At 70.3% G+C, this 15,320-nt stretch carries 12 protein-coding genes and 1 pseudogene; 8 read left to right on the top strand and 5 right to left on the bottom strand.

Features of this window, described 5'->3' with window-relative positions; genetic code table 11:
- Positions 1–56: 56 nt before the first annotated feature.
- Entirely contained in the window at positions 57–3,521 is a 3,465-nt protein-coding gene (locus MQH31_RS09205) for an efflux RND transporter permease subunit (protein ID WP_243011788.1), read from the bottom strand.
- 77 nt (positions 3,522–3,598) lie between these two features.
- Positions 3,599–5,215 (bottom strand): aminotransferase-like domain-containing protein, encoded by a 1,617-nt coding sequence (locus MQH31_RS09200; RefSeq protein ID WP_243011787.1) that lies wholly within the window; start codon positions 5,213–5,215, stop codon positions 3,599–3,601.
- Positions 5,216–5,278: 63 nt separating this feature from the next.
- Between MQH31_RS09200 and yczE the strand changes: the two genes are divergently transcribed.
- A complete protein-coding gene (gene yczE / locus MQH31_RS09195) occupies positions 5,279–5,902 on the top strand; it encodes a membrane protein YczE (RefSeq protein WP_134535083.1) in 624 nt (207 codons plus the stop codon).
- Here yczE and MQH31_RS09190 read toward each other — a convergent pair.
- Positions 5,899–6,684 (bottom strand): MerR family transcriptional regulator, encoded by a 786-nt coding sequence (locus tag MQH31_RS09190; protein WP_243011786.1) that lies wholly within the window; start codon positions 6,682–6,684, stop codon positions 5,899–5,901. The genes yczE and MQH31_RS09190 overlap by 4 nt on opposite strands.
- A gap of 116 nt (positions 6,685–6,800) precedes the next feature.
- On the opposite strand from MQH31_RS09190, the gene MQH31_RS09185 reads away from it, so the two are divergent.
- The 3 genes and pseudogenes from MQH31_RS09185 to MQH31_RS09175 form a co-directional block, all read left to right on the top strand.
- Entirely contained in the window at positions 6,801–7,643 is an 843-nt protein-coding gene (locus MQH31_RS09185; RefSeq protein ID WP_243011785.1) for a CPBP family intramembrane glutamic endopeptidase, read from the top strand.
- A gap of 221 nt (positions 7,644–7,864) precedes the next feature.
- The gene (locus MQH31_RS09180) at positions 7,865–8,800 is read left to right on the top strand and encodes a DUF4097 family beta strand repeat-containing protein (RefSeq protein WP_243011784.1); all 936 of its coding nucleotides are present in this window, start codon (positions 7,865–7,867) and stop codon (positions 8,798–8,800) included.
- A pseudogene (locus MQH31_RS09175) lies at positions 8,797–9,183 on the top strand (PadR family transcriptional regulator); the annotation flags it as partial. The gene MQH31_RS09180 and the pseudogene MQH31_RS09175, both read left to right, overlap by 4 nt.
- Positions 9,184–9,814: 631 nt before the next feature.
- On the opposite strand, the gene MQH31_RS09170 reads toward MQH31_RS09175, so the two are convergent.
- Positions 9,815–10,099 (bottom strand): hypothetical protein, encoded by a 285-nt coding sequence (locus MQH31_RS09170; protein WP_243011783.1) that lies wholly within the window; start codon positions 10,097–10,099, stop codon positions 9,815–9,817.
- 84 nt (positions 10,100–10,183) lie between these two features.
- Here MQH31_RS09170 and MQH31_RS09165 point away from each other — a divergent pair, with 84 nt between their 5' ends.
- The 4 genes from MQH31_RS09165 (at position 10,184) to crcB (ending at position 13,848) form a co-directional block, all read left to right on the top strand.
- Positions 10,184–10,714 (top strand): MarR family winged helix-turn-helix transcriptional regulator, encoded by a 531-nt coding sequence (locus MQH31_RS09165; protein WP_243011782.1) that lies wholly within the window; start codon positions 10,184–10,186, stop codon positions 10,712–10,714.
- A gap of 173 nt (positions 10,715–10,887) precedes the next feature.
- Positions 10,888–13,071: an APC family permease gene (locus MQH31_RS09160; RefSeq protein WP_243012162.1), complete on the top strand. Its 2,184-nt coding sequence runs from the start codon at positions 10,888–10,890 to the stop codon at positions 13,069–13,071.
- Between the two features lie 4 nt (positions 13,072–13,075).
- Entirely contained in the window at positions 13,076–13,483 is a 408-nt protein-coding gene (locus MQH31_RS09155; RefSeq protein ID WP_243011781.1) for a fluoride efflux transporter FluC, read from the top strand.
- Positions 13,480–13,848: a fluoride efflux transporter CrcB gene (gene crcB, locus MQH31_RS09150; protein ID WP_134533244.1), complete on the top strand. Its 369-nt coding sequence runs from the start codon at positions 13,480–13,482 to the stop codon at positions 13,846–13,848. Before MQH31_RS09155 ends, crcB begins: the two co-directional genes overlap by 4 nt.
- A 207-nt stretch (positions 13,849–14,055) precedes the next feature.
- On the opposite strand, the gene MQH31_RS09145 is transcribed toward crcB, so the two are convergent.
- A complete protein-coding gene (locus MQH31_RS09145) occupies positions 14,056–15,141 on the bottom strand; it encodes an NAD(P)-binding domain-containing protein (protein WP_243011780.1) in 1,086 nt (361 codons plus the stop codon).
- Positions 15,142–15,320 lie beyond the last annotated feature (179 nt).

The raw sequence follows: 15,320 nt of genomic DNA, 5'->3' as shown, positions 1-15,320 counted from the left end.
GAAGACAGGTCGGAACGGGCACCGACCGGGTCTGACCAACAGGCAGCCCAGGACGGTCAGGCCGATGCGTCGTCGCTGACCGGTGCGGCCGCGCGGGCCGCGTTCTTCTCCTCGCGGCGGACGGCCCGGCGTTCCCGGCCGCCCTCGACGAGGAAGTAGAGCACCGGAAGCACGATCAGGGTGAGCAACGTCGAGGAGACCAGCCCGCCGATCACGACGAGGGCGAGCGGCTGGGAGATGAAGCCGCCGGTGCCGGTGAGGCCGACCGCCATCGGGAGCAGGGCGAAGATCGTCGCGAGCGCGGTCATCAGGATGGGGCGCAGCCGCCGGGAGGCGCCGTTGACGAGCGCCTCGCGCACGTCGAGCCCCCGCCTCCGGTACTGGTTGACGAGGTCGATCAGCACGATCGCGTTCGTGACGACGATGCCGATCAGCATCAGCACGCCGATCAGCGAGGGCACGCCGAGGGGGATGCCGGTGATCACCTGCAGCGCGATCGCTCCCGTCGCCGCGAACGGGATGGACACGAGCAGCAGCAGCGGCTGCAGCAGCGACCGGAACGTCGCGACCATGACGATGTAGACGATCAGGATCGCGGCGAGCAGCGCGATGCCGAGCTGCTGGAAGGCGTCGGTCTGGTCCTTCGTGACGCCGCCGAGGGTCGCGGTCGCGCCGGTCGGCAGGGTCGTGTCGGCGAGCACGGTCGCCATCTGGGCGTTGGCGGTGCCGAGGTCGTTGTTGTTCGGCGTCGCGGAGACCGTCGCGGTGCGCAGGCCCTTCGTCGTGGTGAGGGTGGCCGGACCGTCGACCTGCGCGACCGTCGCGAGGGTGCTGAGCGCGACCGACCCGGCGAGCGTCGGAATCGGCAGGGCCGCGAGCTCGGCGGTCGTCGCCGGGGAGGTGCCCCCGGTGAGATACACGGACAGGTTCGCCTCGTTGATCACGATCGACCCGACGACGCTCGGCTGCATCGCCTGGGAGACGAGGGTGCCGAGGGCGAGCTCACTGAGCCCGGCGGCGGCGGCCTTCGTGCGGTCGATCGTCACGGCGAGATAGGGCCGGGAGGCGGCGAGGTTGCTCGAGCTCTCCTTGATCGCGTCGAGCTTCTTCACCGCGGCGAGGATGCTGTCGCTCGCCTTCTGCAGGTCGGCGCCGTTGGCCGCGGTGATGTCCACGGCGATGTCCGAGGTGCCGCCGAAGCCGCCGCCTGCCGAGACGCTGAAGTCGCCGACGTCGGTGAGCGCGGCGAGCTTGCCGCGGACGGCGTCCTGAACGGCGTCGGGCTTGGCCACGCCGTCGGTCGTGATCGAGTAGCTCACCGTGCTCGTGGTCGGCGCTCCCCCGGCGAACGCGGCGAGGGCGCTGCCGCCGCCGATCGACACCTGCACGATCTTGACGCCCGCCGTGCCGCGCAGGGCCGTTTCGACCGTCGTCGAGGCAGCGTCCTGGGCGGCGAGACTCGTGCCGACCGGGAGCGCCTGCGCGACCCGGAACGTGGTCTGTCCCGTCGACCCGAGGAAGTTGACCTTCATGAACGGGATGATCGCGACCGTCCCGCCGAGCACGAGCACCGAGAGCAGCAGTGTGACGACGGCGTGCCGGAGCGTCCACCGGATGATCGGCAGGTAGCCGGTCTGCAGGCGGCTCGTCTCCTCGACGATGGCGGTCTCGGGGGCGGATGCCGCGTGCCGCGTGCGCCGGGATGCGGGGGCCGCAGGGGCCGCAGTGGTGGAGGTCGCGGGGGTCGCCGCGAGGACGGACTCGCCGAGCGGGTCCGCCGCCGCGCCGGCTTCAGCAGCCCGCGCCTGCGGTTTCGGGAGCGGGCTGCCGAAACCGGCGCGGTCGCGGTCCGATTCCGCCGAAACCGGCGCGGTGGTGGCCTCGCCGGCGGCGGCATCCGTTGCCACGAAGACCGGGGCCGCCTCGGGAGTTGCGCCCGGCTTGGCGGACTTCGGCGTCTTCTCGGGCTTGCCGGGCTTCGGCGTCTTGGCGGGCTTCGGCTTCGGGGCGCGCAGGAACCAGTAGGCGAGCACGGGCACGATCGTCAGAGAGACGAGCAGGGAGGCGAGCAGCGCGATCGTGACGGTCAGGGCGAAGGGGCGGAAGAGTTCGCCGGTCGACCCGCCGACGAAGGCGATCGGCAGGAACACCGTGACGGTCGTGATCGTCGATGCCGTGATCGCTCCGGCGACCTCGCGCACGGCCTCGACGATGGTCTCGGCCCGGTCCACCCCGGGAACGAGATGGCGCTTGATGTTCTCGATCACGACGATCGAGTCGTCGACGACGCGGCCGATCGCGATCGTGAGGGCGCCGAGGGTGAGGATGTTGAGCGAGTATCCGACGCTCTGCAGGCCGATGAACGTGATCAGCACGGAGGTCGGGATGGAGATCGCCGTGACGAGGGTCGCCCGCACCGAGAGCAGGAAGACGAGGATCACGAGCACGGCGAAGACGAGGCCGAGGATGCCCTCCTGCGTGAGCGAGTTGATCGACTCCTGGATGAAGGGGGCCTGGTCGAAGACGACGGTGAAGGTCGTGCCGGGCACGGCGTCCTGGAGCTTCGGGAGGATCGCCCGGACGGCCGTCGACACGTCGACGGTATTGGCGGCGGGCACCTTCGTGACCGCAATCGTGAGGGCCGGTTGCCCGTTGACGCGGGAGATGCTCGCGACGGGGTTCTCGCCGAGCACGACCGTGGCGACGTCGCCGATCGTCAGCGGAGTGGAGGGGGCAGCGCCCGGTGCGGTGCCGGGTGCGGCGCCCGGGGCTGTGCCGGTACCGCTTGCAAGCAGCGGCAGGGCGGCGATGTCCGCAGCCGAGGTGAGCTTGCCGCCGGCCTGCACGGCCAGGGTCTTGTCCCCCTCGGTGAGCGAACCGGCGGGGATGAGCGCGCCGTTCTGCTGCAGCGCCGAACGGATGGCCTGCGTACTGAGGCCACGGGCGGCCAGCTGGGCGGCATCCGCTGTGATGGTCACCCGGCGGCCGACGTCGCCGACGAGTGCGGCCTCGCGCACGCCGGACACGTCGCGGATGTCGCCGAGCACGCTGCGCTTGAGGTCGTCGGCGAGGGTGGCCTGGTCGCCGCCGGAGACCGCGAGGGAGATGACCGGGAAGTCATCGATGCTGCCGCTGATCACCTGCGGGTCGAGGTTGTCGGGCAGGCGGGTTTTGATGCGGTTGATCGCCTGGCTGATGCGGGACTCGGCCTTGACGAGGTCGGTGCCGTAGGTGAACGTCGCGCTCACGAGCGAGGAGTTCGTGCTGCTCGTCGTCGAGGTGGATTCGAGCCCCGCGATGCCCTGGATCGCGGTCTCGATCGGTGTCGACACGTCGTCGTTGACAACCTCGGGCGAGGCGCCGGGGTAGCTCGTGGAGACGAGCAACTGCGGCAGTTGCAGTGAGGGGATCAGCTCCTGCTTGAGGCTCGTGAGGGCGAGGCTGCCGAAGATGGCGGCGACGATCGTGATCAGGGCGATCAGGGCCCTGTTCTTCATGCTCAGCACGGCGAGAAAATGCATGGCTCAGTATCGCATCGCCGTGTGACACCCGTGTTGCGTTTCGCACCCCTTGTTCCGTGCGGCCGGGCGCCCCGGGGTCAGACGACGTCGGCGAGGTAGCCGGTGTCGGGCAGCGGATGCCGCAGCAGCGACCCCCAGGCCAGGCCCAGTGCGTCCACCGCGCGTTCCATCTCGAGCGCGCCGTGGCAGAACGGGACCCGCAGGAACCGTTCGAAGGCGCCGTCGACGCCGAAGCGGGGACCGGCGGGCACGAGGAGGCCGTGATTGCGCGCGGCGAGCGCGAGCTGTGAGCTCGCCGGCCGCCCGAGGTTGACCCACGCCGTGAGGCCGCCGTCGACGTGCGGCACGGCCCACTCGGGGAAGCGCTCGGCGAGAAGGGCCTCGAGGTGATCGCGCCCGGCCCGGAGCTCGCGGCTGCGCCGCTCGAGAATCGCCGGCATCTCCGGGAGCATCCGGGTGACGATGAGCTGCTCGAGGATCGGTGTGCCCATGTCCGTTGCCGTGCGCGCGGCGACCAGCCGGCGGATCAGCGCGGGCTCCGCCCGGATCCAGCCGATGCGCAGGCCACCCCAGATGGTCTTGCCCACCGAACCGACCGTCACGACCGTGCCGCGGTCGCCGGTGCCAGCGCCGATACCGACGCCTGTGCCGCTGTCGGCGACCGTTCCAGAGCCGTTGATTCCCACGCTCCCCCGCTCGCCCGGCGCGTATGCCGCGAACGGCATGAAATCATCCGACCGGTCGATGCTCAGCTCGCCCATGGTCTCGTCCGCGATGAGGACCGTGCCCTGCCGGGCTGCGGCCTCGATCACCCGGGTGCGCTGCTCGGCGGGCATGGTCTGCCCGGTCGGGTTGTGGAAGTCGGGCATCAGGTAGCCGAGCACGGGGTTGCTGCCGCGCAGCGCCTGGAGCAGGGCCGGCTCGTCCCAGCCGGAGGAGCCGTCCGGGTCGGCGCCGCCGGCGGCCCGGACCGGGAGCGCACCCGAACCCGCCGCCGAACCCGCGCTCGCGCGCGCGGTCACGCTCACGGGCACGAGCCGCGCCCCGGCCGCACTGAACGCCTCGACCGCGTGCGGGTAACTCGGTTGTTCGATCAGCACCCGGTCTCCTCGGCTGACGAACACCCGGGCCAGCAGCGCGATCGCATGCTGGGCTCCGATCGTCACCATGATCTGTTCCGGGTCCGTCGGGAGCCCCCGCACCCGGTACCGTTCGGCGATCGCGGCGCGCAATTCCGGGATGCCGACGGGATCGAAACCGGGACCGTTCAGGTGGCGCGAGAGGTCCTCGGCTGCGCGCGCGGCGACATCCGCCAGCCCGCCGAGCGCCGACATCGTCGCCTTGCTGAGATCGAGAACGCTGGTGTCACCGGATGCGCTCCCGGAACCCGGGCCGGCCGCAGCGAGGGAGCCCGCGCCGGAGCCTGGCAGCCGCACCACGCTGCCGGAGCCGCGCACGCTCGAGAGCAGGCCGGCGGCGCGCAGCTCACGGTAGGCGGCCGTCACGGTCGTGCGGCTCAACCCGAGCCGCACGCCCAGCTCGCGTTCGGCGGGCAGGCGGGTGCCGGCGGTGAGGCGGCCGTCGAGGGCGAGCAGGCGGATGCGATCGGCCAGTCCCCGATAGGCGCTCCCGCCGGTGCGCCACTCGCCGAGCTTCGACTCGAGGGCACGGGCGCTCAGCTGGGTATCCGACATGAGGCCACTCTAGACAGATTGGCTACTTGATAACAGGCCACTCGTGCAATTGGATTGGTTTCCATGACCCGTCGCCTCCTCCAGCTGCTTATTGGACTCTTCCTTTACGGAATCGCGATCGCGCTGATGGTGCGCGGCGCGATCGGCGTCGCCCCCTGGGACGTGCTCACCCAGGGCATCGACAGCCACACCCACCTCGGGTTCGGCCTGCTGACCGTCATTCTGAGCGGCGTCGTGCTGTTGTTCTGGATCCCGCTGCGCCAGAAGCCGGGCGTCGGAACCGTACTCAACGCGCTCCTCGTCGGCCCGTCGGTGGATGTCGGCCTCTGGCTGGTGCCCGCGGGCCTCGACCTGTGGCTGCGCGCGCTGCTCTTCGCGGCAGGCGTGCTGCTGCTCGCCGTCGCGACCGGCCTCTACATCGGGGCGCACCTCGGCCCCGGACCCCGCGACGGCCTGATGACCGGCCTGCACCGCCGCACCGGCTGGCCGATCTGGATCGTGCGCACCGGCATCGAGGGCACCGTGCTCGCACTCGGCTGGGTGCTCGGCGGCAACGTCGGCATCGGCACCGTACTGTTCGCGGCGCTCGTCGGTCCGCTCTGCCAGTGGACCATCCCCCGCCTCGCGCTGCCGCTCCCCGCGTCCCGGACGCCCGCGCCCGCTTCGGCCCTGGCCGACGCGCGCTAGAGGTTACGGTCGGCGTAGGCCTGGAGGGCCGCGCGCACGAAGGCGGCGCCGGCCTGGCCTCCGTAGTTCGCGGCGAAGCGCTCGTCGGAGACGTACATCTCGCCGAGGCCGGTGAGGTACTCCCTCGACGGTCCCGCGCCGCCGGGCCCGCCGCCGGGGGTGCCCGGGATCGCCCGCAACCAGTCGAACTGCCGCTGCGCGAGCGCCTGGGCCTGGGGTCCCGCGGGGTCGAGCACGCCCGATGCTCCGGAGCGAGAGGCGGACGCCGCCGCGCGCCAGTCCGCGAGGAGCCGCGTCTGCCGCTCCTGCCACGCCGCCTTCTCCGCGGCGCTCATCCCGCGCCACCAGGCGTCGCCGCTCGCCCAGGCCGCGGCGCCCCAGCGCCGTTCGACCTCGTCCTTGTGTTCCGTGTGATCGAAGCCGTCGAACATGTCCTCGGCCATGAGTTGTTCCTTTCTATTCAGGGTGGTGATGGTGTCCTCGACCGAGCCGATCTGGCGATCGAGGCGGTCACGCTCGCCGCGCAGCCAGGCGAGGTGCACGGCGAGGGCGCGGGGGGCATCCGTCTCGTGGTCGAGCACCTCGCGGATCGCGGGGAGCCCGAGCCCGAGTGCGCGCAGCATCAGGATGCGCTGCAGCCGCACGAGCGCCGCCGCGTCGTAGTAGCGGTAGCCGTTGCTGCCGATCCGGCTCGGCGGAAGCAGCCCGAGGTCGCCGTAATGCCGCAGGGTGCGGCTCGTCGTCGAGGCGAGCCGAGCAATCTCCTGAATCGACCAGTCCATGTGCGCTCCTCGCTCCTCCCGCTGCCGGCGCTGCTGCCAGCGTGTTCCCCACGATAATTCTTGACGTTGCGTCAAGGTCAAGCCCGGGTGCCGAATTCGATTCGGTACCATGTGGCATGCACGACACGACCCGGGCAACGGATGCCGCGGCGCGGCCCCGCGCGCGCCTGGCACTCCGCCTCGTGCCCGCGTCCCTCGTCTCGGCGTCAGCGGTGCTGCTCTTCGGCCTGCACACCCCGGTTTCGATCCCCGCGGGCTACCTGCTCCTCGGATTCGCCCTCGCCACGGCGTTCGTCATCGACCGGCCGCTCGCCCACGACCTCGCCCTCGTGGCCCTCGGTCTGCTCTTGATCAGCACCATCTCCCTTGCGGCCAACATCGACTACCCGAACATGGCGCTGATGGGGACGGTACTCACGCTCGCGGTGCTCCTGCCGTACCTGGTGTCGCGCTACCTCTACCGCGAGCGGGCGATCCGGTTCCCGATCCGCACCGGGCGACCGTGGACATCCGCCGCGCTCGGGTACCTGGTCGTCGTGATCGCGCTCGGCTATACGATCCTGCCGACCTATTTCATCCGCTCCGGCGCATTCCAGAACTGGCCGACCGTCACCGCGCCGGACGAGATCGGGCGGCTCTTCGTCGGCGTCGGCTTCGTCGGCATCTGGGACGAGCTCTTCTTCATCTGCACCGTGTTCGCCCTGCTGCGCCGGCACTTCCCGGACTGGCTCGCGAACCTGCTCCAGGCAGTCATCTTCACCTCGTTCCTCTGGGAACTCGGCTACCGCAGCTGGGGCCCGCTGATCACCTTCCCGTTCGCGCTCCTGCAGGGCTTCACCTTCGCGCTGACCAAATCCCTCGGCTACGTCATCGTCGTGCACCTGCTCTTCGACCTCGTCGTCTTCCTCGTGATCGTGCACGCACACACCCCGGCCTGGCTGCCGATCTTCCTCTACTGACGCGCACCCGCCCGCGCGCGCCCGCGCGTTGACGCGTCCGCCGGCCCGTGAGGTGCACCTTTCCGGTCGAGAGTCACCCGCCGAACGGGCACTCTCGACCGGAAAGGTGCACGGGGGTTGCGCGGTCGCAAAACGCGATATATCGTGAATGACAACAGACGCGATATAGCGCGAAAAAAGTTTCCGGCACCCGCAGCGGATGCCCCCAGAAGGAGCACACAATGGCACTCGAAAAATGGCTGGTCGCCCCCGGGCAGACCCGGGTGATCGACGTCGAACTCGTGAACCGGCTCAAGGTCGGGCTGATCGGCGGCAAGGTCGACATCATCGGCCACGACGAGCCGTTCACCCGGGTCGAGGTGCACAGCGTCAGCGGCAAGGACCTGCGCATCGCCCTCGACGGCGACACCCTCGAAATCGACCACCCGCAGCTGCGCTGGGACAACTTCATCGAGGTCTTCGCGTCCTTCCGCGGCAGCGCCCGGGCGGACGTGAGCATCACCGTCCCGCGCGACATCGCGCTCAAGCTCGGCGTGGTCTCGGCCACCGCGCTCATCACGGGCCTCCGCAGCGACCTCAAGCTCAACACCGTCTCCGGCGACCTCGTCGTCGACGGCGTCATGGGCGACATCGAAGTCAACGCGATCAACGGCGAGATCTCGGTCAGCAACCACTTCGGCGACATCACCACGCACACGGTTTCCGGCGACGTCACCGCGAGCGGCAGCATCCGCCGGTTCAGCGTCGACGGCGTCGCGAGCAACGTCTTCCTCGACCTCGAGGGCTCGCCGGACACCGTCAACACGAACACCGTCAGCGGCAACCTCACCGCCCGCGTCGAGGCCGGCCTCCCGATCAAGTACCACCTCAACACGATCTCGGGCGTGCTCCAGCTCGACGACCAGACCGTGAAGGGCACCCTGGGCAAGGGCTACGAGTCGAGCACGGGCGTGCTCGCGGGCAGCTGGCTCGAACTGCACGCGAACTCCGTCTCCGGTGACATCTCCGTCGTGCGCCGTCCGGCCGCGGCAGCGGATGCCCCGGCGGGCACCGCCTGGACCGCGACGTCGGAGTCGGCGCCGTCGGCATCCGCCGCCTCCGGCTCCGCGTCGGTCGGAGACGCCCCGGCGGACACCGCAACGGGGGTCTCGGAATGACTCCCGTCTTCGCCCACGGCAGCCTGCGGCTCTACCTGCTGAGCCTGCTCGCCGAGCAGCCGCGGCACGGGTACGAACTGATCCAGGCGCTCAGCGACCGGTTCGGCGGCACCTACATCCCGAGCGCGGGCACGATCTACCCGCGACTGGCCAAGCTCGAGGAGGAGGGCCTCGTCACGAAGTCGACGGACGGGCGCAAGACCGTCTACGAGATCACCGACGCCGGACGCGCCGAGCTCCTCGCCCGCGCGGGCGACCTCCACGCGCTCGAGAACGAGGTGACCGACTCGGTGCGCCGGCTCGCGGACGAGGTCAGGTCCGGTGTCGCCGCGGCGATGACGAACCTGCGCGCCGATCTCGCGGCGGCCGCCCGGCAGGCCAGGGACGACGCCGGCTTCGGAACGGCCGGGCGGGCACGTGGGGGCTCGGGTCCCACCACGGGTACCACTGCGCCTGGCGCGGGCGCCGGTACCGGGTATCCGGGTACGGGCGGCCCAGCGGATGCCGCGGGTTCCGGTTCTGCCGGCGCGGCTCCGGGTGCGGGTTCGGGTTCGGCCGGCTCGGGTTCCGCAGACGGCACGAGCGCGGGTCCGGCCGGCGCAAGTACAGGTACAGGCGGCCAGACGCCGACGACCGGGACCCCGTCGGGATCCTCCACCGACCGTCGCCTCGAGTCCAATCGCGCCCTGCGCGAGGCCGACCTCGTGCTCAACGAATTCCGCCAGCAGCTGCGCGCCGACCTGCGCAAGCAGGCCGTGCACGCGCGGGTCCCCGCCGCGACCGTCTCGGACCTGCGCGCCCGCCTCGCCGAGGTGCGCGCCGGCATCCTGAACACCCTGCCCCGCTAACCGCACCACGCGCCCTACCGCGCGCCGCGCGTGTTCACGAGAGTACGTTTGTGGCCCCTAAAACCGTGTTTTAGGGGCCATAAGTGTGCTCTCGCGGAGAGGAACGCACGTTGCCGGGGAAGGGTCGGAGGCGACCTGCGGGGAGGGGAGCGGGCAGGGAAGGCGGTTAGGGGGCTGCGGGGGCGGGGTGGTGGATCTGGGTGCGCTCGCCCGAGCGGTCGATCTCGTGCCGGCTCATCAGTTCGCCGCAGATCGGGCAGGTCGCCTCGGCGCGCTCCGCCTGCTTCTGCTCCGTCGTTTCCGTCGTGTACGGGCCGAGCGGCGGCGGCCCGATCCAGGGCAAGAGCGTGCGATTCAGCCAGGACACGGCGCCCAGCAGACCGTGTTCACCGGAGTCCTTGTCGCCCGGAGTGCCCGGGTCATTCGTCCCATTCTTCGGTTGGCGTGTCATAATCGTTAGTGTACTAATCAATTACGATGAGTGCACTAATCAATTCCGTCGACACGGCCGAACAGTAGGACACGGGACGAACCGATGACACAGGATTCCCCGACCGCGACCGAATCCGCCCGCGCGACCCCCGGCGCGACCCCGGCCGCACCCGCAGCCGCACCCGCAGCCGCACCCGCAGCCGCACCCGACCTGCTCCGCCTCGAGGACCAGGTCTGCTTCGCCCTCGCGATCGCGTCCCGCAGCGTGATCTCCGTCTACCGGCCGATCCTCGAGCCGTACGGCCTTACGCATCCGCAGTACCTCGTGCTGCTCGCCCTCTGGGAACGCAGTCCGCGGTCGGTCTCCGACCTCAGCGCCGAACTGCGCCTCGAACCGGCCACCCTCTCCCCCCTGTTGAAGCGCCTCGAGGCCGCAGACCTCGTCACGCGCACCCGCAACACCCACGACGAACGCGTGCTCGACATCACGCTGACGGATGCCGGCCGTGCGCTTCGCGAGGACGCCCTCAGCATCCCGCCGCGCATCATCGACAGGCTCGGCATGAGCCTCGACGAGCTCACCGCCCTCCGCACCTCGCTCTGGCGGGTGATCGACGCGGCGCAGTCCCCCTGACCCGCGAAAGCGGGTGAATCGTCGCTTTCGCTGCGGCAGACCGACGATTCACCCGCTTTCGCGGAAGCCGCGGACCGGCGGGGTGCGGGAAGCGGGGATAACCCAACTCGCGCGCGGCTCGCAGTATTCCCGGAAGTTTGACACTTCTGTGCAACGGAGTAGTGTCGTCCCTCGTGACACCAGACGGCTCCCAAGCGCCAGAAACTCGCTCCGCGAAGCGGTGGATCATCGGCGAACCACTCTCGACTGAGCATCTCGAGGGTCAACTGCTGCCCAAGCACCTCGCCCTGCCGATCTTCGCGAGCGACCCGCTGTCGAGCGTCGCGTACGCCCCGCAGGAACTGCTGATGATCCTGACCCTCGGCGGGCTCGCCTTCCTGAGCTTCGCGCCCTGGGTCGCGGCCTGCGTCGTGCTGCTGCTGGTGGTCGTCGTCGCGTCCTACCGTCAGTTGATCAAGGCGTACCCCTCCGGTGGCGGGGACTACGAGGTCGCCTCCAAGAACCTCGGCGAACGCGCGGGCCTGCTCGTCGCATCCGCCCTGCTCGTCGACTACGTCATGACCGTCGTCGTCTCGGTCGCGAGCGGCGTGGACAACATCATCTCGGCCGTGCCGCAACTCGTGAACTTCCGGGTCGAGGTCGCCGTCTTCTTCGTCGTGATGCTCGCCGCCGTCAACCTGCGCGGCGTGCGCGAGTCGAGCAAGGCCTTCGCCTTCCCGACCTACCTCTTCATCGCGAGCGTGATCCTGATGGTCGTCGTCGGCCTCGTGCGGGTCGTCTTCGGCGATGCGCCCGTCGCCGAGTCCGCGAGCTACGGCGTGCACGCCGAGAACCTCGCCCAGTCGGCGTTCATCCTGCTGCTGTTGCGCTCCTTCGCGAGCGGATGCTCCGCCCTGACCGGCGTCGAAGCGATCGCCAACGGCGTGCCGGCCTTCAAGCACCCGAAGGTCAAGAACGCCCAGCGCACCCTCGTGCTGATGGGCGGCATCGCGATCGTGATGTTCATCGGCCTGACCACCCTCGCGCTGATCGCTAAGGTGCACTACGCGGAGAACCCCTGCGACCTGATCGGCTGGGCGGAGTGCGCCACGTCGCCGCAGCGCAGCCTGATCGCCCAGATCGCCGCGGCGACCTTCGGCAACAACTCGATCATGTTCTTCGTGCTGCAGGCCGCGACCGCCGCCGTGCTGCTGCTCGCCGCCAACACGGCGTTCAACGGCTTCCCGCTGCTCGGCTCGGTGCTCGCGAAGGACTCCTACGCTCCGAAGTCGCTCAGCACCCGCGGCGACCGGCTGATCTACTCGAACGGCGTCGTGCTCCTCGCCCTCTTCGCGTGCCTGATCCTGATCGTCTTCCAGGCCAACCTGACGGTCCTGATCCAGCTGTACATCATCGGCGTCTTCGTGTCGTTCACCCTGGGCCAGACCGGCATGGTCAAGCACTGGCTCACCCTGCTCAAGACGAACCCGCCGAACCGGGCCTCGATCATCATGAGCCTCTCGATCAACGGCTTCGGCGCCGCCCTCACCGGCGTGGTGCTCATCGTCGTGACGATCACGAAGTTCACCCACGGCGCCTGGCTCGTCTTCGTGATGATGCCGGTGCTGTTCACCCTGATGCTCGGCGTGAACCGCTACTACCGGGACGTAGCCAAGGAGATCGAAGTCGACCCCGACACGACCTTCGGCTCCACCGGAGACCACGCGATCGTGCTCGTCGGCAAGATGCAGAAGCCCGTGCTCAAGGCGCTCGACTACGCGATCGCCGCCCGGCACGAGGGCATCGAGGCCGTACACATCTCGATCGACGAAGAAGAGACCAAACAGCTCCAGCGCGACTGGGTGCGGCAGAACATCCAGGTGCCGCTGCGCATCGTCGAGTCGCCGTACCGGGACATCAGTTGGCCGTTGATCAGCTACATCAAGGAGCGCCGCGCGGCACACGGCTCCGAGGTCGTCACCATCTACACCCCGATCTACATCGTCGGGCACTGGTGGGAGAACCTGCTGCACAACCACAAGGCGCGGCGCCTCCGCCAGAAGCTGATGCTCGTGCACGGCGTCACGATCGCGCTCGTGCCGTGGCTGCTCGACTCCTCCGAACTCATCTACGGCCGCAGGTCCCGCCCGATCCCCGGCCAGGACCGTCGTGGCGAGCCGGTGCGCCCCCGCCCGATCCCCCGGCGGCCGCTCGCTCCGGCGACCTCCGCTCTCGAGATCCAGGCCGCTGCCGCGGCGGCCGCAGCGGCGAAGACCGGCTCGGGTGCGGCATCCGGTGCCGGCGCCAAGGCCGGAGCCGCCGCGGGTCGCCCCGGGCAGCCCGCCCGCCCCGGCGCCCGGCGCCGGAAGCGCAAATAACCCGGTGCGGAATGCACTGGCCGTGTTCGCCGGCGGCATCATCGGCACGGCCCTGCGGCTCGGCATCGACCGCGCCCTGCCGCACAGCGACACCCAATTCCCGATCAGCACCCTGATCATCAACACGAGTGGCGCGTTCGTGCTCGGCTGGCTGGTCGCCGGCCTCTGGACGCGCCCCGCGGTGCCCGCCTGGCTCAAGCTCCTGCTCGGCCCCGGCGTGCTCGGCGCCTTCACGACGTTCTCGGCCGTGATGGTGTCCCTCGTCTCCCTCGGCGCGGCTTCGTCGTGGCCGCTCGCGGGGCTGTACCTGCTCGCGACACTGCTGCTGGGGTTCCCGGCGGCCTTGCTCGGCGTCTGGCTCGGCGGGCGCATCCGTCACCTCCCCGCAGCGGATGCCGGGGCCCGGTCATGAACGCCCTCGTCTTCGCCGCCGTGGTCGCCGGCGGCGGTGCGGCAGCCGTGGTGCGGTACTTCGTGTCGCGCGCCCTCCCGGTGGGACCCGGCCGCCTGCCGATCGGCGTGCTCATCGTCAACGTGGCCGGGGCGCTGCTCGGCGGTGTGATCCTCGGGCTCGCCGAGCGTGCCGTGCTCAGCAGCGACCTGCGGCTCGTGCTCCTGACCGGGGTCTGCGGCGGCCTCACGACCTTCAGCACCTGGAGCGTCGAGACGATCGATCTCGCCCTCAAGGGACGCTGGCGCTCCGCGGTGCTCAACCTCGTCGGCACCCTGCTGCTCGGCATCGCGGTCTGCGCCGCCGGCTATCTCCTCGCCCGCTGAGCACCCCTCCCTCCGGACTCCAGCCTCCCGCTCACCTCTCACGAGCTGTTTGGTGTTCCGAATTCAGGAGTTGCGGTGATTCTCGCGGCCGCGGGCCCGGGATTCCGGGGCGGCTCCCCGCGGAACTCCGCCAACTCCTGAATTCGGAACACACGGACCGGCTGAAGTGACGAGCAGAGGGCGGGCGGGTCGAGCAGGGCGAGCGGGTCAGAGCAGGGCGACGATCTGGCGGGCGATCGTCCGGCCGGCGCGGTGCGCGCCGACCGTGCTCGCCTGCGGCCCGTAGCCGGCGAGGAAGATCCGCGGGTCGGTCCAGCTCGCGCCGGCCCCGACGACGAGCCCGCCGGCCTTGGCGCGGAGCTTCAGCGGGGCCAGGTGCCGCACCTCGGGCCGGAATCCGGTCGCCCAGATGATCACGTCCGCTTCCGTGAAGCTGCCGTCGGCCCAGCGCACCCCGGTCGGCTCGACGCTCGTGAACATCGGCCGGGCCACGAGCACGCCGCGCTCGATCCCCGCGGCGATCCGGCGGCTCACGGGCACGCCGGTGCCGCTCACGATGCTCGGTAGCGCCCGACCGGACCGGGCCGCCTCGTCCTGGGCGGCCACCGCGGCCGAGGCCCCCTCGAGTTCGAGCTGTTCGGTGTGCACCCAGTCGATCGGGCGGCGTGAGGCCCAGGTCAGCTCGGCGGCGACGTGCTCGAGTTCGAGCAGGAAACCGATGGCGGATGTCCCCCCGCCGACGACCACGACCTTCCGGCCGGCGAAGTCCCCGGCCGCCCGGTAGCCCGAGGTGTGCAGCTGCTGCCCGGCGAAGCTCGCGGCGCCCGGGTAGTGCGGCACGAAGGGCGCGCCCCAGGTGCCCGAGGCGTTGACGAGCAGACGGGCGGTCGTCTCGTGGTCGCCGAACCCGGGCGACGCGCTCCGGACCACGAGATCAGCACGGCGATTGAACACGGCAGTGACGGTGACGGGGCGCACGACCCTGAGGTCGAAGTGCTCCTCGTACCGGCGGTAGTACTCGGTGACGACGTCCCTGGCCGGGCGAGTGCGGTCGGCCGTCGCAAAACTCAGGCCGAGTTCGCTCATGCCGGGCAGGTCGTTCACCCGGTGCGCCGACCCGAGGCGGAGTCCCGCCCAGCGGTGCTGCCAGGCGCCACCCGCGTCGGGGCCGCGATCGAAAAGCACGAAGTCGCGCCCGGGAATCAGCTCGAATGTACGCAGGTAGTACGCGACGGCAAGGCCCGCCTGCCCCGCCCCGACGATGACGATGGGAACGCTCGCGTCGCTCGACATCGCATCCCCCCTCTGCACCACCGTACGTCCGGCGTAAGATCACTGTGCGCGCAGCGGTTCGCCCTCCGAGCCACAATCGGGCCTTCAGGCCCACCATGCTAAACTAGCGCCTAGTTTTCACCATTCCGTTCGGCAACTCCCGGGTGACTCATTCCTCACCTGGCCTGGCATCGTTAGGG

The organism is Cryobacterium zhongshanensis (assembly GCF_022760445.1).
Classification (GTDB): Bacteria; Actinomycetota; Actinomycetes; order Actinomycetales; family Microbacteriaceae; genus Cryobacterium; species Cryobacterium algoricola.
The sequence above is the reverse complement of the archived record's forward strand: the minus strand, read 5'-3'. Positions and strand labels throughout refer to the sequence as shown.